We start from the raw sequence: 20,507 nt of genomic DNA, 5'->3' as shown, positions 1-20,507 counted from the left end.
ACCGGCTTGGCCAGATCGCACCCCCATTCTCCCAGCCGAACCGCCCACGCGTGCATTGGTGACAGGCGTCAGATGTGCCCATCCGGGCCGTCTGCCACGATCTCGTGCATGAGCCGCACACCGCGAACCACCATCCCCGCGCCACGGGGCCCGGTCGGTTCCGGTGAACGTGCCCTGGCCCCGGACCTGGCCCGGGGGGCGATGCTGCTGCTGATCGCCCTGGCGAACGTCCCCTGGTTCCTGTACGGGTCCACCCAAGGCGCCACCACGATGCACCCGGTGGAGGGGTCCGGCCCGGACCGGGCCGTGCAAGCGGTGATGATCGTGGCCGTGGACGGGCGTATCTACCCGCTGTTCGCGTTCCTGTTCGGGTACGGCATCGTCCAGCTCTACCGCCGGCAGCGCGAGGCCGGAGCCGATGACGGCGCGGCGCGGCGACTGTTGCGGCGACGGCACCTATGGATGATCGTCTTCGGCTTCCTGCACGCCGCCCTGCTGTGGGTCGGTGATGTGGTCAGCGCCTACGGCCTGGCCGGGCTGGTGCTGGTGGCGCTGTTCTTCCGCCGCAGGGACAAGACCCTGATCATCTGGGCTGCTGTGATCACCGGGCTGCTGGCGCTGATGGCCGTGGTGTCGCTGATCAGTCTGCCGTTCGTGCCCACCGACATGGTTGCCGAGGAGACCCTCGGCGCGGAGTTCTACGGGATGGGGGTGGCCGTCAGCGCAGAGTCGAACTACGTGACATCGGTGCTGATGCGAGGCGCCGGCTGGCCGGTGACGTTGCTGACCCAGGCGTTCGTCAACGTGGTGGTGCCGGTGATGATCCTGCTGGCGTTCTGGGCCGCTCGGCGTGGGATCCTGGAGAACCCCGGGGCGCACCTGCCGCTGTTGCGCCGTACCGCGGTGATCGGCCTGGGGGTGGCCTTCGGCGGCGGCCTTCCGCACGCGCTGTACCACGTGGGCGCGTTGCAGGTCGGTGATCACGTCTCGTGGATCTTCGGCAGCGTGGAGATGCTCACCAACGTCTTCGGCGGCCTGGGCTACGTGGCTCTGTTCACCCTGCTCGCCTACCGGATCCAGAATCGTCCGGTGGCCTCGAGCCTGCCGGTGGTGGCGGTGGCCGCGGTGGGCAAGCGGTCCCTGTCCAGTTATCTGGGCCAGTCGGTGCTGTTGGCTCCGGTACTGACGGCATGGGGCCTGGGTCTGGGGGCCACGATCGGTTCGGCCGCGGCGGCGGGTCTGGCCATCGCGACCTGGGCCGTGCTGGCCGTGCTGGCCTACCTGTGGGAGCGGCAGCACTACCGCGGCCCGGCCGAGACCCTCCTGCGTCGGCTGGTCTACCGATGAGCGGTGCGCCGGTCACGGCTCTGCGATGACCACGGCCGCCTCCCGTCGTTCGTCGACCGGTCCGGTGACCTCCCCGGTGTCGTAGTCGACCTCCAAAGCCTGCAGGGAACCGAAGTAGGCCCACTCCCGCGGGACCACCTCGTAGGACTCGCTCACCCCCTGGGCGAACCCGGCCGAGGGTTCGGCCTCGAGCAGCAACTGACCGTCCTCGTAGGAGAACCGCGGGGCTTCGGTGGCCTCCGCCAGGGTCTGGTCATGTACCGCCCAGCGGCTGATCACCTGGGCCAGGACCTGCGGGATCCGCTCGGCGCCCGGGGTGCCGATGCCCAGGACCGCTCTGCCCTCGGCGTCGACGAGCACGGCGGGCAGGGACCAACTCACGGAGCGTCTGCCCGCTTCGGGCTGGTTGGCCGCGGTGGTGCCGATGGCGTCGAACCGGGTGAGCTGGTTGTTCAGGAAATACCCACCGATGTGCTGTTGGGAGCCCCAGAAACTGGTGATGGTGTTCGTCATCGAGATCAGCAGCCCGTCGGTGTCCACGGCGGTCAGGTGGGTGGTGTTGCCGGCGGTCCCCGGATCGGGCGGCCCGAAGGTCGGCGGCTGCACCGTGCCGCCGGCCAGTCCGGCGTTGGCCTGGGCGTTGGTGAGTTCGTCCACCGGCACGTCCACGAACGCCGGATCGCCCAGCACCGTGGTGGTGGTCTCGTAGCCGGACTCCCAGCCCCGGCCGATCAGTTCGATGAACGCCGCCGACCCCGGGTCGGTGCCGGCCAGCCCCCCGGCCTCGGCGATCTGCAGCATCTGGATCAGCGACACCCCGGGCAGCGGGGGCGCCGGACCGAGCACCTCGTACCCGGCGAACTCCCCGCGCACCGGTGCGGAGGTCACCACCTCATAGTCGGCGAGCGACTGTGCGTCCAGGCCGTCGACGACGCTGAGATCCTGTGCCAGGGAGCCGGTGTAGTAGGCATCCGGGCCCTCTTGGGCGATGGTTGACATGGTGGTAGCCAGGTCGGCCTGCACCAGCAGGTCGCCCTGGTCAAGAGGCTGCCCGCCGGGGGCGTAGTGCTCCAGGCCGCTGATCGCCTCCGGCCCGTAGTCAGAGCGCATCCGCAACGCCAGGAACGGGCTGACCTCGAAACCGTCCTGGGCAAGGTCGATGGCCGGAGCCAGTACCTGGTCCCACTCCAGCTCGCCGTATTCCTCGTGCAGATGACCTAGGCCCGCCACGAATCCCGGAACTCCGGCACCACCGGCGCCGATCGTCCCCGAGTTCGCCACGACCTCGCGATAGTCGTAGGCCTGCGCCTGGCCCTCGGCGGGCACCACGATGGCCGAACCGCCGCCACCGATGCCGGAGGCAAACGGTTCCACCACCGACACCGCGAAGGCAGCCGCCACGATCGCATCGGCGGCGTTGCCGCCGGCATCGAAGATCTCCTCCCCCGCGGCCGCTGCCAGTGGGTGAGCGGCACTGATGCCGTACTGGGCCAATGGACTCTCCGGCTCCGGCTCCGGTTCCGGCTCCTGCGTGGGCTCGGACGGTTCATCGGTCGGCTCGTCGGTGTCGGTGGGCGCGGGCTGCTCCGCGGTCGGGGTCGGTTGGACGTCGTCCTCCGGCGGCGCCGAACAGCCGGCCAGCAGCAGGGCCGCGGCCGCCACGGTGATGGTGAGTTGTCGGGACATGGCCAGGTCCTTCCCGTCGATCGGCTGCCACCGTACCCGCCCGATCACGTCCTCGCGTGTCGGGCCGGGTCAGCAGCCCCTGCGGCAACGGCGTGCCTGAACGGGCAGCGCCAGGGGGCCACGGCTACATTGAATCGGTGGACTCGGCACCGGATTCGCACCTGGGAAAGCCCGGCGGGAGCGCGCACTCTCCCACCGCGGAATCCTCCGGGCGCCGGGTCGAGGGCCTGGATGCCGCCCGTGCGTTGGCGATTCTGGGCATGCTCGCGGTGAACGTGGGCCCGCTGGACGGTTCCGGGATCACGGGCAAGTTGCTGGTGCTCCCGCACGGACGTGCCTCATTGCTGTTCGTGCTGCTGGCCGGAATCGGCTACACCCTGCTCACCCGCCGGGCCCGCCAGGGTGGTCCGGTGCCGTGGCAGCAGGTGCTGTGGCGGGCGGTTCTGCTGGGCCTGATCGGACTGAGCACCCAACTGCTCGACCACGAGATCGACGTCATCCTGACCACCTACGCCGCGCTGTTCGTCGTGGCATTGTTGTTCGTGCGCGCTCCGAACTGGCTCCTTCTGGCTAGCACCGGTGTCGTCACCTTGGCGGGGCCGGTGTTGTGGCTCGTGATCCAGTCCGGTGGTGCCGAGTTCGACCGGGAGCCGGCCACCGTGCTGGATCCGCCCCTACAGATCCTCGTGTCCACGGTGGCCTCCGGGCCTTACCCGATGCTGACCTGGCTGGCCCCGTTCCTGTTCGGGATGTGGCTGGGGCGCCTGCGCCTGGGTGAGCGAGACGTGCAGTTGCGCCTGCTCACCCTCGGCGGCGTGGTGGCCGTGGCCGCCGAGGTGCTCACGCGGGTGCTGGAGGCGGCCGTGGGCCCTGCGGGTGAGGCCCTGGGCGCCGAGCGGCTCATCTCCGGGGGGGCCCACTCGCAGATGCCGCTGTGGCTGGTAGCCGGCACGGCAGCAGGAGTGTTCGTGCTGGGGTTGGCGCTCCTGATGCAACCCGCCTTGGGGTGGGCGGCGTGGCCGCTGGTGGCCACCGGGCAGATGGCCCTCACCGTGTACGTGGCGCACATGGTGCTCCTGGCGGTGTTCGTACGCCCCGGCCCGCACACCCTGATCGGTGGTGCGCTGACGGCGGTGGCGCTCGCCCTGGTCCTGGTCGTTGCGGCCACATTGTGGCGCCATTTCGTGGGCCGTGGCCCCCTGGAGGCACTACTGCGCTGGGGACCGCGAAGGTCGCACACGGCCCCCTGAACCACCCCGTGCGCCCACCCACTCCTGAGCGGGCCGTTGATCCCAGGGATGCGGTCATCGGTCGCCGTAGCCTGGCGGTGCAGCACTCAACCTGGGATGTGAACTATGACCACGACCACGGTCCGGTCCGGACTCCAACCGCCGTGGCGCGGGCTCTGCGCGGGGCCATGGACATGCTGCGGATGCGCGACGATCAGGCGGTCCGGGCCGACGACGTGCTGGCGCTGGTGCGCCGGTACCGCGCCGTGTTCGCCGCGACCGGCGGCGAACACACCCTCTCCGGCGGCGAGGTGCTGATGCAGCCGGCCTTCGCCGCCCGGGTCCTGACCGGGGCGCGACAGATGGGCGTGCACACCGGGGGTTGCGGCTCAGGTGGCCGCGTGGTCGTCCGTGGCCCGGGTGGAGGTGCTGCCGTTCCTGCCCGCCGTCCCCGGAACTGATCGAGCGAGTGCGCGGGCAGTTCCGGGCACGCGGGCTCAGGACGTACTGATCACACGACCGGCGCGAGGTGCGCGGCCACTCACCCGTGACCGAGAATCGCACGCGCCTCTGCGGCCAGGATCACCGATCCGGCCACCAGCACACCGGTGCCGGAAGCGATCTGATCGGCCTGACCCTGCTCGGCCAGATCCGCGGCGAGGGCGATCGCATCCCCCACGAACGGGGCCACGTGCACCTGATCGGGGTCGAAGATGTCGCGGGCGATCTCGGCCAGATCCTCGGCATCCATCGACCGCATCGAGGTGGACTGGGTGATCACCACCTCATCGAGCGCCGGTTCCAGTTCGACCAGGATCCCGTCCACGTCCTTGTCCGCCATGATGCCCACCACCCCGACCAGGCGGGTGAAGGAGAAGGCCTCCTGCAGGGCCTCGACCAGCGCCTTGGCCCCGGCCGGGTTGTGCGCGGCGTCGAGCAGCACCGCCGGGCTGGATCGAGCCAGCTCCAACCGTCCCGGTGACGTCACCGCGGCGAAGGCTGCCTCGACCAGGCTGCCGTCCAGCGCCCCGCCGCCGAAGAAGGATTCCACCGCAGCCAGCGCCAGCAGCGCGTTCTGTGCCTGGTGTGCGCCGTGCAGTGGCAGGAAGATCTCGGTGTACAGGGCCCCGGCGCTGCTCAGGTCGAGTAACTGGCCACCCACCGCCACAGCCCGGTTGGCGATCCCCAGGTCGAACCCCTGGGCCAATACCCGGGCCCGGCGCCGGACGGCGGTGCGGGCGATGATCGAGGCGACCTCCTCGGTCTGCTCGGCGCTGATCACCACCACTTCGGGATCGAGTTCCTTGATGATGCCGGCCTTGACCTCGGCGATCTCCTCCAAGGTGTCCCCCAGCCAGCGCTGGTGGTCCCGGGCGATCGGGGTGAAGACCGCCACCTCGGCGTCGGCAACGTTGGTGGAGTCCCAGAGGCCGCCCAGACCCACCTCCACCACCGCGACGTCAACGGGGGCGTCGGCGAAGGCGGCATAGCCCATCGAGGTGAGCACTTCGAAGAAACTCAGCCGGGACTCCCCCCGCTCGGCGAGTTGTGCATCGACCATCTGCACATACGGCTCGACGTCGTCCCACACGGCCACGAACGCCTCGACCGAGATCGGCTCGCCGTCGATGCTGATCCGCTCGCGCACCGTGTGCAGATGCGGGGAGGTGAACCGTCCGGTACGCAGACCGGCTTCGCGCAGGAGTTGCTCGATCATCCGAGCGGTGGAGGTCTTGCCGTTGGTGCCGGCCACCTGGATCACCCGGAAGGCATCCTGCGGGCGTCCGAGCAGGTCGGTGAGCATCTGGACCCGCTCGATGGTGGGCTCGATGTCGTGCTCGGGCCTGCGCTGGACGATCAGCTGATAGATCTCCTCGGCGCGGGCGGCGAGTGCGGGATCCGCCGGTGCGGCATCTCCTCCGGTCCCGGGCCGATCCGGGCCGGGAACTCCGGGCAATCGGCTCATGCGCCCCACTCCTCATCCCGGGCCAGGTCCACCCCGAGGTCTGCGCCGTTGCCGGAGTGGACCTGCACCGAGGTGGCCAGCGTCTCGGCGGCGATGAAGTCGGCGTGAGCCTGCACGGCTGCAGCCCATTGCGCCGGCGCGGTCAGCGTCAGGGTGATCCGGTCGGCCACGTGCAGCCCCGCACTCTTGCGGGCGTCCTGGACCTGGCGCACCACGTCACGGGCGTAGCCCTCGGCACGCAACTGCTCGTCCAGTGCCAGTTCCAGCACCGCGAATCCGCCGCCGGGCAGTATCGCCACCGCTTGCCGGCCGTCGGCGGCCTCGGCTACCTGGGTGACCAGCTCGTACTCGCCGTCGTGCAGTTCGATGCCGCCGGCCACGACGGTGCCGTTCTGCTCGGCCCAGTCCCCGGCACGGGCGCCCTTGATCGCCGTCTGCACGTCCTTGCCCAGGCGTGGTCCGGCTGCCCGGGCGTTCACACTCAACCGGGTCGTCACCCCGAACCGGTGTGCCGCTTCTTCTCCGGCACGGAGCAGTTCGACCTCCTTGACGTTGAGCTCCTCGGCGATCAAGCCGCTGAAGGGCTGGACCGCTCCGGGCTCCTCCACCGCGATGTACACCCGCCGCAGGGGCTGGCGGACACGTAGTTGGTGGGCCTTGCGCAGGCCGTGGGTGGCCGAGACCGCGGCCCTGGCCTGGTCCATCGCCGCGACCAGGTCCGCGTTGGGAACCAGGCCGTCCTCCATCACGGCATCGCCGACCGATCCGGCGATGCCGCTACCGTCGCGCACCGGCCAGTCGGTCAGGTGCACCGACCGTGCACCGGTCAGTCCGCGCCAGATCTCCTCGGTCACCAGCGGGGCCAACGGCGCCATCAGCCGGCACAGCACTTCCAATGCGGTCCAGAGGGTGTCGTAGGCGTCGGCGTCCTCGGCCCAGAACCGGTCGCGTTGAGTACGCACGTACCAGTTCGTCAGCACATCGAGGTGGTCGCGGATGAGTTCAGCCGCCCCGGCGATGTCGTACTCATCCAGCGCCGTGGTCACCGCCAGCGCCAAGTCGTGGGTGCGGGCCAGCAGGTACTGATCCATCTCCCCCAGTTGCGCCACCCGCTCGGTGGTGACGGGCTTGGCCTGGTACCCCGCGCCGTCATTGGTGGTGTTGGCGTACAGGCTGAAGAAGTACCAGGTGCTCCACAACGGCAGCAGGATGGTGCGCACCGCGTCACGGATGCCGTCCTCGGTGACCACCAGGTTGCCGCCGCGCAGGATCGGGGAGGCCATCAGGAACCACCGCATCGCATCGGAGCCGTTGCGATCGAACACCTCGCGAACGTCCGGGTAGTTGCGCAGCGACTTGGACATCTTCTGCCCGTCGTTGCCCAGCACGATGCCATGGCTGACGCACGCAGAGAACGCCGGCCGGTCGAACAGCGCGGTTGCCAGGATGTGCAGGGTGTAGAACCAGCCTCGGGTCTGGTTGATGTACTCCACGATGAAGTCGGCGGGGAAGTGGTGCTCGAACCATTCGGCGTTCTGATACGGGTAGTGCACCTGGGCGAAACTCATCGACCCGGAGTCGAACCACACATCCAGCACGTCCTCGATCCGGCGCATCGTGGAGGAGCCCGTGGGGTCGTCCGGGTTGGGCCGGGTGAGTTCGTCGACGAACGGACGGTGCAGGTCCACCTCGCCGTCGGCGTTGCGGGGTAGGCGCCCGAAGTCGCGCTCGATCTCCGCAAGCGAGCCGTACACGTCGGTGCGGGGGTAGTCGGGGTTGTCGCTGCGCCACACGGGTATCGGGGTGCCCCAGAAGCGGTTACGGGAGATCGACCAGTCCCGGGCGTTGGAGAGCCACTTGCCGAACTGGCCGTCCTTGACGTGTTCGGGCACCCAGGTGATCTGCTGGTTCAGTTCGACCATCCGGTCCTTGAACTTCGTCACCTCCACGAACCAGGAGGACACGCCCATGTAGATCAGCGGTTGGCGGCAGCGCCAGCAGTGCGGGTAGGAGTGGTCGTAGGTCTCCCGGCGCAGCAGCACCGTGCCGGTGGTGACCGACCCGGAATCCCCGTGCCCGGTGGTGGCGGCCTTGAGGTGCTCGATGATGGGCAGGTTGGCGTCGAAGACGAGCATCCCGGCGTACTCCTCCACCGGGGCGGTGAAGGCGCCGTCGGTGCCCACCGGCCGCACCGGTTCGATGCCCTCGCGGTCGGTGGTCTGCTTGTCCTCCTCACCGAAGGCGCCGGCGTTGTGCACCAGCCCGGTGCCGTCGGTGGTGGTGACGTAGTCATCGGCCACGATGCGGTGGGCCCCTTCGTGGCCCTGGAAGTAGGTGAACGGCGGGGTGTAGGACCGCCCGACCAGGTCGGCGCCCTTGAGCCGGGCCACGATCCGGGAGCGGGCCAGGTCGGCGTCGCCGCCGGCCAGTTCCCGGGCGTAGGCCTCCAGGCGCTCCTCGGCCAGGATGTAACGCTCGGTGCGCGAGTCATCGCCCGGGTGGGGTGCTTCGACGACGACGTAGTCGATGTCCTCCCCGACGACGACCAGCAGGTTCGACGGCATCGTCCACGGGGTGGTGGTCCAGATCAGCGCGAGTTCACCGGTCTCCAGGCGGTAGCCGACGGTGACCGAGGGGTCCTGGCGGGACTGGTAGACGTCCTCGTCCATGCGCAGTTCGTGGTTGGACAGCGGGGTCTGGTCGTTCCAGCAGTAGGGCAGCACCCGGAAGCCCTCATACACCAGGCCCTTGTCGTAGAGCTTCTTGAACGCCCACAGCACCGACTCCATGTAGTCGGGGTTGAGGGTCTTGTAGTCATTGTCGAAGTCCACCCAGCGGGCCTGGCGGGTGACGTAGTCGCGCCACTCGTCGGTGTACTTCAGCACCGACGCCCTGGAGGCGGCATTGAACGCCTCGATGCCCATATCCAGGATCTCGTCCTTGGTCTTGATCCCGAGCTGGTCCATCGCCTCCAGTTCGGCGGGCAGGCCGTGGGTGTCCCAGCCGAAGCGGCGCTCCACCCGCTTGCCCCGCATGGTCTGGTACCGGGGCACCACGTCCTTGACGTACCCGGTGAGCAGGTGGCCGTAGTGGGGCAGTCCGTTCGCGAACGGGGGCCCGTCGTAGAAGACGTACTCGTTGGCGCCGTCGGTGCCGGCCTCACGCTGGTCGATGGAGGCGGCGAAGGTGTCGTCGCGCGCCCAGTAGGCCAGCACTTGCCGTTCCAGGGCCGGCAGGTCCGGGGAGGACGGCACACCCGAGATGTCGGTGTGCCGGGGGTAGTGGTTGGCCTGATGCGCCATCGTGGTCCTTCTCCTCGTCGCCTTCTCGCTCGAGGACGAGGCCCGGCGTCCTGACCGGCTCCCGCGGTACCACCTCGATTGCCGCGCGCACCTGCGCCCGGCCTCTCGTCGTCGGCTGTGACGGGCCTACCCGTCCGGGTCTAATGAGGCCTGCGCACCCGCGCCGGCCCGTTCTTCCGGATGGCTCGCCGGTGATCGCCGGGTCACTGCCAACGGCCATTCTATCGCGTGGCACACACTCGGGTACACCGCAGGCGCGAGGTGTCCATCACCCGGGAGCGCACGGCGACGTGGCCGGGCAAGCATGGAAGGCACCCGCGCGCTCGGTGCCGGGAACGCAGCAGCGATGCTCTTTACGCCGCTTCCTGGACCTCATCCCTCGCGGTGGCGGTCAGGCCCACGAGCATCGCATCGAAGTACTCGAAGATGGCTCCGTACTTGGCGTAGACAGACCGATGGGCCTCATCGATGATGACCAAGTCGAAGTGTCCGGGCCCGAAGCGCTGCACCCGGGCACCGTCGTCGTCGGCCTCATTGAGGATGTTCAGCATGGTCGGGTAGGTCGACACGTACATTCGCTGTCTCGTTCGGTGACCAGGTTGACGGTGGTGACGGCGCGCAGGTGCTCCCTGCTCCTGGAATGAGGTTGAGTTTCTGGTTGATGCCATCGCCGGTGCGGGTCTTGAACGCCCCGTCGTTCATCCGTGCGACCAGGTCGTTCCGGTACGGCTCACTCAGATTGAGTACCTCGTAGAGGTAACCGACCAGGTGCTCAATGGCGCGCCTGCTGGAGAAGCACGCCGCGCGGGGATCAGTGGTGAGGTAGGGCTCAACTTTGAGGCAATCGGGATGTGCGGTGGGCAACGCAACCTTGGCGAAGGCGAAGTTGCTCACGGCGCTCCCTCCCCCGAACGATCCATCTCGGTTCGCCCTGCAACTCTAGTTCGGTTTCGGCGGACGTTTCGCGGAAAGACGATCCTCTTTACTCGGCAGCCCGGGAGGCTGTACAGTTTTTTGTACAAACAACGTGGAGGCCTACGTGCGAACAATGAGTTATAGCGAGTCCCGACGTCGCTACGCCGAGGTTCTCGATTCTGTGGTGCAGGACCGCGAGGAGATCGTGATCACCAGGGCGGGTCACGACCCCGTCGTCATCATGTCCCTGGACGATTTCGAGGCACTGCGCGAGACCGCGTACCTTATGCGCTCCCCCGCCAATGCTCGGCGCTTGCTGGATGCGATGGAGCGACTCGAGGCGGGCGAAGGTGAATCGCGCGACCTTGTCGATGCCGACTGATCATGCGGCTGGTCTGGGACCGTAACGCCTGGGAAGACTACCTCTGGTGGCAGGCGCAGGACCGGAAGACCCTCAAGCGCATCACTGCCTTGATCGAGGATGTCGTTCGCAACGGCAACCAGGGCATCGGCAAGCCCGAGCCGCTCAAGCACGACTTCGCTGGATACTGGTCCCGGCGCATCACCGATGAACACCGGCTCATCTACAAGGTGACCGAGACCGAGGTACGAATCGCTGCGTGCCGATATCACTACGGGCGATGAAGCCAAGGAGGCACCTAACGCCAAGGTGATCGGCTACTCGAAGAAGTCCTCGTCGATCTGGACGATCTGCACGGTGCGCTTGGCCTGCACGCCGACTCCGTAGTGGATCATCAGGGCGGGGCGCGGGTCAACCTGCCAACTCCGTACCCCTGGGCGTCGATCTCCGTACCTCAGGCACCGGCACGAACGGCACCGAGGTGAGCACCTCCGGGAAACTGTCGTATCGGAACAGCCCCGTTCGTGGAATATATGCCGGACCCCACCGCGGCCCGTGCAACAAGCCGATGTCATTCGAACTACCCGAGAGGAGAGGATCATGCCGGAGTACCTGATCGCGTTCAACGACGAGTGGGTGCCCGACCACACGCCTCAAGAGGTGCAGCAGAAGAGCGAGGCCAGCATGGCAGTGGTCGAGGAGATGAGGAACGAGGGTGTCTTCGTCTTCGGGAACGGGGGGATCGATGCCTCCTCCGTGGTCTGCAGCGTGGAAGCCAGGGAGGGAGAGCCTGTCTTCACCGACGGCCCCTACGTGGAGACCAAGGAGCATCTCGGCGGCTTCTGCGTCGTGCGCGTGCCCGATGACGCCACTGCGCGGTACTGGGCCGGCCGCCTCGCCGTCGCGCTCGACTGGCCGCAGGAAGTGCACCGCTTCCCGGGTCGACCACCACAGGCCGCCGGCCTCGATAAGGACTGATCACCATGCCCAGGTATCTCTTGGCCGTCTACGGACCCGCCGAACCCACCGACTACGGCCCCTACCCCTCCAAGGAGGCGATGCTGGAGTCCTTCGCCGACACCGGCGCCTTCAATGACAAACTCCAGCGCGAAGGCTACTTCGTGTTCGCCGACGGGCTGGAGCCCGCGACGACCGCCACGACGGTGGACGGTCAGGGCGAGAGCCCGGTGATCCTGGACCGGCCCTACCTGGAGACCAAGGAATACATCGGCGGCTTCTGGGTGATCGAGGCCCCGGACCTGGACGTGGCCCTGAAACTCGCCGCTGAGGGATCGAAGGCATGCCGGGGCAAGGTGGAGGTGCGTCCCTTCCAGACCGCAGAGTCCGTGCAGAGGCTGCTGCACTCGTGAGGCTCCTGCAATAGTGAGCAGGATGCGCCTCGAGGAAGCGATGACCCGCATCCACAAGCAGGAGTGGGCGCGGGTCGTCGCCAGCCTTGCGCGCCGGTTCGGTGACCTCGATATCGCGGAGGACGCCGCTGCCGAGGCATTCGTCACGGCGGTGCAGCGGTGGCCGCGCGACGGGATACCCGCTCATCCCGGCGGGTGGCTCACCACGACCGCGAACCGCAAGGCGATCGATCGGATCCGGCGCGAGTCCCTGCGCGAGACCAAGCACCGGGCGGCCCGGATCCTGCACGATGACACACCCGCCGAGCCGACCGGTCCGATCGAGGACGACCGGCTCCGACTGATCTTCACCTGCTGCCACCCGGCCCTGGCGATGCAGGCCCGGGTGGCCCTGACCCTGCGCCTGCTCGGCGGGCTGACCGTCGCCGAGATCGCCCGGGCGTTCCTGGTGCAGGAGACCACGATGGCCCAACGGATCACCCGTGCGAAAAGGAAGATCAAGGCGGCGCACATCCCTTACCGGGTGCCCTCCTCCGAGGACATCCGTGAGCGGCTGGCCGGGGTGCTCACGGTGGTCTATCTGATCTTCAACGAGGGCTACCTCGCCGGCGAGGGTGTTGAGCCGCTCCGCCCCGATCTCATCGATGAGGCGATCGTACTTGGCCGCCTGCTGCACGACCTGCTGCCCGAGGACGGCGAAGTGGCCGGCCTCCTGGCCCTGATGCTCCTCACCGACGCCCGCCGGCCAGCACGCGTCTCGCGCACCGGAGAGTTGGTGACGCTCGAGGAGCAGGACCGCAGCGCGTGGGACCGGTCTCTCCTCAACGAGGGCCATGACCTGGTCCGCGGCCGACTCGCAGCGGTGGCCGGCGGCGATGAGCAACCCGGACGCTACCAACTGCTGGCGGCGATCAACGCTGTGCACACCTACCACCTTTCGGCGCGGGACACCGACTGGTCCCAGATCCTCACCCTCTACGACCGTCTGATGCTGGTGGACCCCTCCCCGATCGTACGGCTGAACCGGGCGGTCGCAGTCGCCGAGGTTGACGGCCCCGATGTCGCACTGGCCGAGATCGACCGGTTGGCCGGACCTCTTCACGGTTACCACGCGTTCCATGCCGCACGCGCCGATCTGCTACGTCGGCTCGGCCGCGGTGGCGATGCGCTCGGCGCCTATGACCGGGCCATCGAACTGGCCGGGAATCGCGCCGAGCGGACCTACCTCACCCGCCGGCGCGACCAACTCGCGACCTGAGGCGAACCCTCGGCCGGAGCGGCGAGCCCGAAGTCACCTCATTTAACCATTGCCTTATATAAGCAGAATCTAATACTGTCGTGCCATGCACGCGCTCGACGTCCTCGGTGACCCGGTTCGACGCCGCTTGCTGGAGTTGCTCGCCGAAGGTGAGCGACCAGCGGGTGAACTCGCCACCTGGATCGGTGCGGAGTTCGGCATCAGCCAGCCGGCGGTGTCCCAGCACCTACGGGTGCTGCGCACGCAGGGCTTCACCACGGTGCGCGCCGACGGCTCCCGGCGGCTGTACGCCGTCGACACCGAGCCGTTGCGGCAGGCCGATGACTGGCTCTCACCGTTCCGCGCGTTCTGGGCGCCCCGCCTGGCTGCCCTCGAGACCGAGATCGCCCGCGGCAAGCGCGAGCGACGCCACCACCCCATTGACGGAAAGGAGTAACCATGACCGATAACGTCACCACCATCAGCGCCGGACAGGCCGACCACGTCACGCGTGGCCTGACCGTGACCGAACACGGCGAGACCGCGACGGTCGTCGCCACGATCAGCCAGGTCTACGCCACCAACGTGGAGGACCTCTGGAACGCCTGCACCTCCACCGAGCGGCTCCCCCGCTGGTTCGGGCCCGTATCCGGCGACCTCGAACTCGGCGGTAGATACCGGATCGAAGGCAACGCCGATGGCACGATCGAGGCGTGCGAGCCTCCGTCGCGTGTCAAGGTCACCTGGGAGTTCGCCGGGAACATCTCCTGGGTCACCCTCCGCATTACTGAGGACGACGACGGCGCCCGCCTCACCCTTGAGCACGAGACGACCGAGGACTTCCCGAGCGACTTCTGGACCACCTACGGGCCGGGCGCGACCGGGGTGGGCTGGGACCTGGCCTTCCTGGGCCTGGCGCTGCACATCGCCACCGGAGCCTCGAAACCGCCGGAGGGCTCGGAGTGGGAGCGCAGCGAAGCCGCGCGCGAGTTCATCGCCGATAGCAGCCGGCGCTGGGCCGATGCCTCGGTCGCCGCGGGCACGCCCGAGGACGCCGCCCGCGCCGCCGAGCGCAGGACCACTGCCTTCTACACCGGCCAGGAGGTCGAGTAGCACGCGAGACGAGTGATCGCGCCAAGCAGTGCTCACCTTCGCAAGCACGGGGCCATGACGGCGTCCGATCCGTTCACCGTGACACCGGCACCCGGACCGGGTGGTGCGCACTAATCTAACCAGCATGCCCCTAGCGCCCGACCGTCCCGACGTCGTCGCCGGCCTGGAGCGGTGGGGGCGCGGGGCCTGGTACCTGGTCGGGATCGCGTTGGCGGTCATCATCGCCTACTTGGGCTTGTCGCTCATCTCCGGACTGGTGGCTCCCCTGATCGTGGCGGCCGTGATCGGCGCGTTGTTCGCGCCGCTGTGCCAGTGGCTGGGGCGGTGGGTACCGCGACATCTCGCGGCACTCATCGTGCTGGTCGGGCTGCTGACCATCGGTGTGGGCACGGTCGTGGTGGCGGTGCGCGGTGTGATCGCCCAAGCGGGCGAGATCGCACGGCAAGTCACGGTCGGACTGGAGTCACTGCAGGTGTGGGCCGCTGAGCTGGGCGTGGGCGATCTCAGCCTCGATGACGCCCAGACGACGATCCAGAACACGGGGCAGAACCTCGCCTCCGGACTGGGCACCGTGTTCTCCGGGACCGCGAGCCTGGCCCTCGGGTTGTTCGTCGGGCTCTTCCTGCTCTACTTCATCCTCGCCGACTGGAACCTGCTGGTGATGTGGACGGGGCGCAACCTCGGGCTCCGCAGCGACGTCGGTGCGGGCGTCATCAACGACGCCACCTGGGCGATGCGCCGCTACTTCGTGGCGCTGACCGCCTCGAACATCGTCTCCTCCACGATCGTGGGAGTCAGCGTGTGGGTCATGGGCCTGCCCTTGGCGTTCCCGATCGCGGTGGTGACGATGGTGACCTCCTACATCCCCTTCCTCGGGGCTATCTTCTCCGGAGCATTCGCCGTGCTGGTGGCACTCGGCTCCGGAGGGATCACCGACGCGATCATCATGCTGGTGATCGTGCTTGCCGCGCAGAACGGCGTGCAGACCGTCATCCAGACCTTCATCACCCAAGGAGCCCTGAAACTGCACCCGATCCTCATCCTGGGCACCACGATCGCCGGTGGTGCACTGTTCGGGATCCTGGGCGCAGCGTTGTCGACACCGGTATTCGCCAGCGGCCTGAAGATCATCGAGCGGTTGCGGGACCACGGTGACGCAGGACCAGCGCCGGCTCGACGTTAATGGACCGCCACCGGGTACGGCTCGGAACCCAGCACCTTGATCCCGGTACTGAACACCCCCGAGAGGACCGGGGAGGTCATGATCTCCGCTTGGGTGCCGGAGCGGATGATGTTCAGGGCGCGGGTGTGAGCAGGTAGTCTTCCGCGTCCCCGTCCCAGCGCAGGTCCACGAAGCCGTCGGCATTGGCGGCGCGCACGAACTGCAGGAAGTTGCGGTACCCGAGGGTCTTCTCGGAGAAGCCGGGGCGCTGCTTGCGCATTTGGTCCTTGAAGCCGGACAACGGCACCGCCTCCCCTGCACCACCGACCAGGTCAGCGACCGCAGCGAACGCCAGTTCACGTTCACCGCGCTCGGGCAGGGACACCTCGGGGTCCCCGGCCGCGGGGCCGGAACTGATCTCCACCACCCCACGCTCGGCCAGGTGGCGCAGACATTCTCCGAAGGAGCGGAACCCGTAGTCGGACTCGCTGAAGGTGGGATCCTTGCGCAGCAGGGTGCGCTTGAGCACCGAGGCGGTCACCGCCCCGGAGGACGAACTCAGGTCCGCCAGGGTCTGGGCCACCAACACCGCCAACGACGGCGAGCGCTCCTCCGCGTTCGCCTGCTCGGTACCGGTGGCATCGTCCTCGGTCGGCTCGGTCGGCTCGCTCGGGTCCGGCCGCTCGGACTGCTCCGGCTGCTCGACCGCGGCCTCCGGGGGCTTGGGCGCCCCGGGGCGGCGGCGCCGCCCGGAGCGTTCGGAACCGCTGGGTAGGTCCACGCCCTCCAGTCGGTCGTAGAAGAGGAACTCATCGCAGGCCGAGGGCAGGAGTTTCGAGGTGGAGTTGGCCACCCCGATCCCGATCACCTGCTTGTTCATCTCGCGCAGCTTGTGCACCAGCGGGGAGAAGTCGCTGTCGCCGGTGCAGAGCACGAAGGTGGAGATGTAGTCGCGCTCGAAGGCCATCTCCACCGCGTCGACCACCATCTTGATGTCCGCAGCGTTCTTGCGTGAGGCCCCCTGATGTTGGGGCATCTCGATCAGTTCCACGTGTTCGCTGGTCAGGTCGTGGCGATCGGAGGCGAAGAACGACCAGTCCGCATAGGCCCGGCGTACCACCACACGTCCGCGAGCGGCGAGGGCATCGGCGATCGAACGGAACTGGAACGTGGTGCCCAGATCACGCACCCCCAGCGCGAGGTTCTCGTAGTCCAGGAACACGGCCAGACGCTCATCAGATTCCATGCCGCCACCCTAGCCCTGGGGCCTGTGCGGTGCTGACCGGGACAGCGCCCCCGCGCTCCTCAACGTTTGCGAGCCCGTCGCCAGCGGCGCCGGGCCCTGGACTTCTTCGCCGTGGCACCGCTCTGCTCGGTGTCGGTGGCCGGGGCCGCCGCCACGGCCGACGGCGTTGCCGCCCCCGTCGTAGCACCGGCACCATGGCGCACCCGGGGCGGGTCGTCGAAGGCGTCCACGTCGGTGAACTCCACGCCACGCCGCTGCTTCCGTGCCTCGACGAGCCAGTAGAGCACTGGCACCAGCACCAGGGTGAGGATCGTGGAGGTGAACAACCCACCGATCACCACCAACGCCAGGGGCCGGGAGATGAAGGCTCCCCCACCGGTGATTCCCAGCGCCATCGGGACCAGGGCACCCATCGTGGCGAAGGCCGTCATCAGGATCGGGCGCAGTCGGTGCCGGGCGCCGTCCTCGATCGCCCGGGCCAGTCCCATCCCGGCTCGGCGGTACTGGTTGATCAGGTCGATCAGCACGATGGCGTTGGTGACCACCACACCCACCAGCATCAGAGCACCGACCAAGCCGGCCACGCCCAGCGGGGTGCCGGTGATCAGCAGCAGGCCGATCGAGCCCGTGGCCGCGAACGGCACCGAGATCATCAGGATCAGCGGCTGCACCAGGGACCGGAAGGTGCCCACCATCACGAGGTAGACGATGGCCAGGGACAGCAGCAGGGCCAGGCCCAGGTTGGCGAAGGCCTCGTCCTGGTCGGCCATCACGCCCCCGACCTGAACGCTCGCACCCTCGGGCAGGTGGAGGTCGTCCAGGGCTTCCTGAAGTGCCGCACCCTGGGCGCCCAGGTCGGTTGCGGTGGAGGACGCGGTGATCGTGGCGGACTGGATACCTCCACTACGGGTGACCGAGGTAGGCAGGTCGACTTCCTCGACCTCGGCGATATCTGCCAGCAACACCGGGTCGGGTTCACCGACCGGCGCCGGACCGGGCTGGTCGAGGCCTTCGGGAAGGTCGCCGGGGGCCATTCCCTCGGGCGCGTCCGTCGGTGCATCGCCGGGAATCTGCCCCGGGGCATCCCCTGGTGCCGGGGAACCGGCGGGTTCGGCGGGCACCGTACCCACCGGCAGTTCTTCCAGCTCGGTCATCGACAGCGGCGCCTCGCCGATCTGCATGACCACGTCGATCTCACCGGTGTCGGTGATGATCTGGCCCAGCGGGATGCCGTTCAGGGCGGCCGCGACCGACTGCCCCACCTGAGCCTCGCTCAGGCCCACCTCCGCGGCCCCGTCGCGGTCCACGCTCACCGTCACCGTCGCCAGGTCCTCGGCCAGGTTGCTGGCCACGTCGGTGGTGTCGGGCACCTCGACGACGGCGTCGCGCACCTGCTGTGCGGCATCGGCCAGATCCTCGGAATCAGCGGCGGTGACCACCACTTCCACGCCTCCGGCCAGAGCCGCCTGTCCCGGGCTGACGGTGAGTTCCCCCGCGTCGGAGCCCAGGTCCGCCAACTCCTCGCGCAGCCGCTGTTCCACCTGCGCCGCGTCGGCTTCCAGGTCCAGGCTCACCATGAACGTCGCGTCCTGGCCCGCGCCGACGAACGCCATCACGCCCTCGGCCTCACCGCCGGTCACCTGATAGGTCTGGACCTCCTCGATGTCCTCCAGGATCGCCTCGACCTGGGCAGCCGCCTCGTCGCGAGCCTGCAGCGAGGTGCCGCTGGGCAGCGACTGGGCGATGCTGACGGTGTTGTCCCCGGAATCCCCGATGAACTCGGTCTCCATCTGCGGCACCAACGCCACGGTCCCGCCGAGCAGGCCGGCGGCGATCAGCAGAGTGATCACCGGGTGGGCCAGGGCCAGGCGCAGCGTCGCCAGATAGCCGCGCTGCAGCGGGCCCCGGCGCTCCTGGGCCTGCTCGTGCGCCCCCACGTGCCCGCGCTGCCCGGCACCGGCCGTGGGTTCGGCTTCTGACGGGGCGCCCTTGGCAAGGGGCAGCAACCACCACGCGAGCACCGGCACGATCGTCAACGCGACCAACAGCGAGACGAGCAATGCGGCGGCAGCGGTGAAGGCGAACGGGCGGAAGAGTTCGCCCACCAAACCCCCGACCAGACCGATCGGCACGAACACCGCTGCGGTGGCCACGGTGGCCGAGGTGATCGCACCGCCCACCTCCCGCACGCCCGTCAGCACCGCCTGGTGCTTGGGACCGCCGTAGGACAGGTGCCGTTCGATATTCTCGATCACCACGATGGAGTCATCGACCACCCGGCCGATGGAGACCGTCAACGCCGCCAGGGTGAGCAGATTCAGGGTGTACCCCACCACGTTCACGCCGATGATCGTGATCAGCAGGGACAGCGGGATGGACAGCGCCGTCACCCCGGTGGGCCGCCAGGCGCGCATGAAGATGAGGATGACGATCACGGCGAAGATCAGACCGAGCATGCCCTCGACCCCCAGGTCCTGCACGGACTGGGTGATGAACGGGGCTTGGTCGATGATGACCGAGATCTCCGCGCCCTCGGCCAGGAACTGCTCCAACTCCGGCAGTAGGTCGGCGACCTGGTCGGAGATCTCTACCGTGTTTCCCTCCGGGGTGGCCGTCACCGCCAGTCCGAAGGAGGTCTGGCCGTTGGTGCGGGCGAAAGAGGTGGCCTCCTCCTGTTCCACCGAGACCTCGGCCACCTCATCCAGGCGCAGCACCTCGCCCTCGGCATTGCGCAGGGGTAGGGCGGCCACGTCGTCGACACCCTCGAGTGCCTCACCCACCTGAACGTTGAGCGCGCGCGGATCATCGCGCAGGGTGCCCGCCGGGATCACCATGCCGTGGGAGTCCAGGGTGCTGACGATCACGTCCGGGGACAGTCCGGCCATAGCCAGAGCGCCCGCGTCCACATCAATGGTGACCACCTCATCGACCGCACCGCTCAGGGACACGTCCCGTACGCCGTCGAGCGCCTCCAGTTCCGGCACCACCACGTCACGCAGCGTCTGCACCGTCTGCTCCGGATCCTCGGGCGCGGTCACCGCCAGTTGCACTACCGGCAGATCGTCGAAACTACCCACCATCACCTGCGGGTCGGCCGCCTCGGGCAGTGACAAACGGGACAACGCCATCTGCATCTGCTGCTGTGCCGTACCCGCCTCGGTGCCGTACGCCAGTTCCAGCAACACCGTGGACACGTTCGCGTTCGACGTCGCCGTGGTGGATTCCAGGCCCTGCACAGCCGTGGCCGCCTGGCTGATCGGCACGCTGACCTGGTCATCGACCACATCCGGGGAGGCTCCCGGGTACGGGGTGATCACCACCACGATGGGCAACTCGAAATCCGGGATGAGTTCTTGTTTCAACGTCGCCGCCGACCAGAGGCCCCCGAGGACGGCGATGATCGCGGCCAGGGCCACCAGGGCACGGTTGCGAAGGCTGAAGCGAGCGAAAGCGATCACGGCGTGGTGTCTCCGGTGCAGGTACGGGCGCAGAGGTGCGGCCTCGCGCGGGAGGAGGGGCTCGGGCGGGCCGCGCCTGAAGGCGTTGCCGTAGCCACCTCAGATTACCTGGGTA

General features: G+C 68.4%; 18 protein-coding genes. 11 read left to right on the top strand and 7 right to left on the bottom strand.

Features of this window, described 5'->3' with window-relative positions:
* Nucleotides 1-108: 108 nt before the first annotated feature.
* Entirely contained in the window at nt 109-1,347 is a 1,239-nt protein-coding gene (locus ACO0LU_RS10190; protein WP_424791256.1) for a DUF418 domain-containing protein, read from the top strand.
* A 12-nt stretch (nt 1,348-1,359) separates the two neighbouring features.
* Here ACO0LU_RS10190 and ACO0LU_RS10185 read toward each other — a convergent pair whose 3' ends face one another.
* On the bottom strand, nt 1,360-3,033 hold the full coding sequence (locus ACO0LU_RS10185) for a gamma-glutamyltransferase (RefSeq protein WP_424791255.1): 1,674 nt from the start codon (nt 3,031-3,033) through the stop codon (nt 1,360-1,362).
* A 137-nt stretch (nt 3,034-3,170) separates the two neighbouring features.
* On the opposite strand from ACO0LU_RS10185, the gene ACO0LU_RS10180 reads away from it, so the two are divergent.
* Entirely contained in the window at nt 3,171-4,283 is a 1,113-nt protein-coding gene (locus ACO0LU_RS10180) for a DUF418 domain-containing protein (RefSeq protein WP_424791254.1), read from the top strand.
* Between the two features lie 77 nt (nt 4,284-4,360).
* Nucleotides 4,361-4,723 carry a hypothetical protein gene (locus tag ACO0LU_RS10175; RefSeq protein ID WP_424791253.1) on the top strand — a complete coding sequence of 121 codons (363 nt, stop codon included), beginning with the start codon at nt 4,361-4,363 and terminating at the stop codon, nt 4,721-4,723.
* A gap of 80 nt (nt 4,724-4,803) precedes the next feature.
* Here the strand turns inward: ACO0LU_RS10175 and ACO0LU_RS10170 are convergent, their stop codons facing one another.
* From ACO0LU_RS10170 to ACO0LU_RS10155, 4 genes are all read right to left on the bottom strand, one after another.
* The gene (locus tag ACO0LU_RS10170) at nt 4,804-6,228 is read right to left on the bottom strand and encodes a bifunctional folylpolyglutamate synthase/dihydrofolate synthase (protein ID WP_424791252.1); all 1,425 of its coding nucleotides are present in this window, start codon (nt 6,226-6,228) and stop codon (nt 4,804-4,806) included.
* A complete protein-coding gene (gene ileS / locus ACO0LU_RS10165; RefSeq protein ID WP_424791251.1) occupies nt 6,225-9,530 on the bottom strand; it encodes an isoleucine--tRNA ligase in 3,306 nt (1,101 codons plus the stop codon). Before ileS ends, ACO0LU_RS10170 begins: the two co-directional genes overlap by 4 nt.
* Nucleotides 9,531-9,883: 353 nt before the next feature.
* Nucleotides 9,884-10,099, bottom strand: a complete 216-nt coding sequence (locus ACO0LU_RS10160) for a DEAD/DEAH box helicase family protein (protein ID WP_424791250.1) — start codon at nt 10,097-10,099, stop codon at nt 9,884-9,886.
* Nucleotides 10,062-10,424: a hypothetical protein gene (locus ACO0LU_RS10155; RefSeq protein ID WP_424791249.1), complete on the bottom strand. Its 363-nt coding sequence runs from the start codon at nt 10,422-10,424 to the stop codon at nt 10,062-10,064. Before ACO0LU_RS10155 ends, ACO0LU_RS10160 begins: the two co-directional genes overlap by 38 nt.
* 145 nt (nt 10,425-10,569) lie before the next feature.
* Here ACO0LU_RS10155 and ACO0LU_RS10150 point away from each other — a divergent pair, with 145 nt between their 5' ends.
* From ACO0LU_RS10150 to ACO0LU_RS10115, 8 genes are all read left to right on the top strand, one after another.
* Nucleotides 10,570-10,827, top strand: coding sequence for a type II toxin-antitoxin system Phd/YefM family antitoxin (locus ACO0LU_RS10150; RefSeq protein WP_424791248.1), 258 nt, complete (start codon nt 10,570-10,572; stop codon nt 10,825-10,827).
* A gap of 2 nt (nt 10,828-10,829) precedes the next feature.
* Nucleotides 10,830-11,090 carry a Txe/YoeB family addiction module toxin gene (locus tag ACO0LU_RS10145; RefSeq protein ID WP_424791247.1) on the top strand — a complete coding sequence of 87 codons (261 nt, stop codon included), beginning with the start codon at nt 10,830-10,832 and terminating at the stop codon, nt 11,088-11,090.
* A 316-nt stretch (nt 11,091-11,406) separates the two neighbouring features.
* Nucleotides 11,407-11,784, top strand: a complete 378-nt coding sequence (locus ACO0LU_RS10140; RefSeq protein WP_424791246.1) for a YciI family protein — start codon at nt 11,407-11,409, stop codon at nt 11,782-11,784.
* A gap of 5 nt (nt 11,785-11,789) precedes the next feature.
* The gene (locus ACO0LU_RS10135; RefSeq protein ID WP_424791245.1) at nt 11,790-12,176 is read left to right on the top strand and encodes a YciI family protein; all 387 of its coding nucleotides are present in this window, start codon (nt 11,790-11,792) and stop codon (nt 12,174-12,176) included.
* 22 nt (nt 12,177-12,198) lie between these two features.
* Nucleotides 12,199-13,434 carry an RNA polymerase sigma factor gene (locus ACO0LU_RS10130; RefSeq protein ID WP_424791244.1) on the top strand — a complete coding sequence of 412 codons (1,236 nt, stop codon included), beginning with the start codon at nt 12,199-12,201 and terminating at the stop codon, nt 13,432-13,434.
* An 85-nt stretch (nt 13,435-13,519) separates the two neighbouring features.
* On the top strand, nt 13,520-13,870 hold the full coding sequence (locus tag ACO0LU_RS10125; protein WP_424791243.1) for an ArsR/SmtB family transcription factor: 351 nt from the start codon (nt 13,520-13,522) through the stop codon (nt 13,868-13,870).
* Nucleotides 13,871-13,872: 2 nt separating this feature from the next.
* Nucleotides 13,873-14,526, top strand: coding sequence for an SRPBCC family protein (locus ACO0LU_RS10120; protein WP_424791242.1), 654 nt, complete (start codon nt 13,873-13,875; stop codon nt 14,524-14,526).
* Nucleotides 14,527-14,650: 124 nt separating this feature from the next.
* Nucleotides 14,651-15,709 (top strand): AI-2E family transporter, encoded by a 1,059-nt coding sequence (locus ACO0LU_RS10115; RefSeq protein ID WP_424791241.1) that lies wholly within the window; start codon nt 14,651-14,653, stop codon nt 15,707-15,709.
* 112 nt (nt 15,710-15,821) lie between these two features.
* On the opposite strand, the gene ACO0LU_RS10110 is transcribed toward ACO0LU_RS10115, so the two are convergent.
* Entirely contained in the window at nt 15,822-16,934 is a 1,113-nt protein-coding gene (locus tag ACO0LU_RS10110; RefSeq protein ID WP_424791240.1) for an NYN domain-containing protein, read from the bottom strand.
* Nucleotides 16,935-16,993: 59 nt separating this feature from the next.
* The gene (locus ACO0LU_RS10105) at nt 16,994-20,392 is read right to left on the bottom strand and encodes an efflux RND transporter permease subunit (RefSeq protein ID WP_424791239.1); all 3,399 of its coding nucleotides are present in this window, start codon (nt 20,390-20,392) and stop codon (nt 16,994-16,996) included.
* Nucleotides 20,393-20,507: the final 115 nt, after the last annotated feature.

Source organism: Pseudactinotalea sp. Z1748 (assembly GCF_049725185.1).
Lineage (GTDB): Bacteria > Actinomycetota > Actinomycetes > Actinomycetales > Beutenbergiaceae > CALKWS01.
The sequence above is the reverse complement of the archived record's forward strand: the minus strand, read 5'-3'. Positions and strand labels throughout refer to the sequence as shown.

Bases quoted from the DNA above. Each gene is read 5' to 3' on its own strand.
- ACO0LU_RS10190 (WP_424791256.1), top strand. From the start codon at position 109: ATGAGCCGCACACCGCGAACCACCATCCCCGCGCCACGGGGCCCGGTC.
- ACO0LU_RS10185 (WP_424791255.1), bottom strand. From the start codon at position 3,033: ATGTCCCGACAACTCACCATCACCGTGGCGGCCGCGGCCCTGCTGCTG.
- ACO0LU_RS10170 (WP_424791252.1), bottom strand. From the start codon at position 6,228: ATGAGCCGATTGCCCGGAGTTCCCGGCCCGGATCGGCCCGGGACCGGA.
- ileS (WP_424791251.1), bottom strand. From the start codon at position 9,530: ATGGCGCATCAGGCCAACCACTACCCCCGGCACACCGACATCTCGGGT.
- ACO0LU_RS10145 (WP_424791247.1), top strand. From the start codon at position 10,830: ATGCGGCTGGTCTGGGACCGTAACGCCTGGGAAGACTACCTCTGGTGG.
- ACO0LU_RS10140 (WP_424791246.1), top strand. From the start codon at position 11,407: ATGCCGGAGTACCTGATCGCGTTCAACGACGAGTGGGTGCCCGACCAC.
- ACO0LU_RS10135 (WP_424791245.1), top strand. From the start codon at position 11,790: ATGCCCAGGTATCTCTTGGCCGTCTACGGACCCGCCGAACCCACCGAC.
- ACO0LU_RS10130 (WP_424791244.1), top strand. From the start codon at position 12,199: ATGCGCCTCGAGGAAGCGATGACCCGCATCCACAAGCAGGAGTGGGCG.
- ACO0LU_RS10125 (WP_424791243.1), top strand. From the start codon at position 13,520: ATGCACGCGCTCGACGTCCTCGGTGACCCGGTTCGACGCCGCTTGCTG.
- ACO0LU_RS10120 (WP_424791242.1), top strand. From the start codon at position 13,873: ATGACCGATAACGTCACCACCATCAGCGCCGGACAGGCCGACCACGTC.
- ACO0LU_RS10115 (WP_424791241.1), top strand. From the start codon at position 14,651: ATGCCCCTAGCGCCCGACCGTCCCGACGTCGTCGCCGGCCTGGAGCGG.
- ACO0LU_RS10110 (WP_424791240.1), bottom strand. From the start codon at position 16,934: ATGGAATCTGATGAGCGTCTGGCCGTGTTCCTGGACTACGAGAACCTC.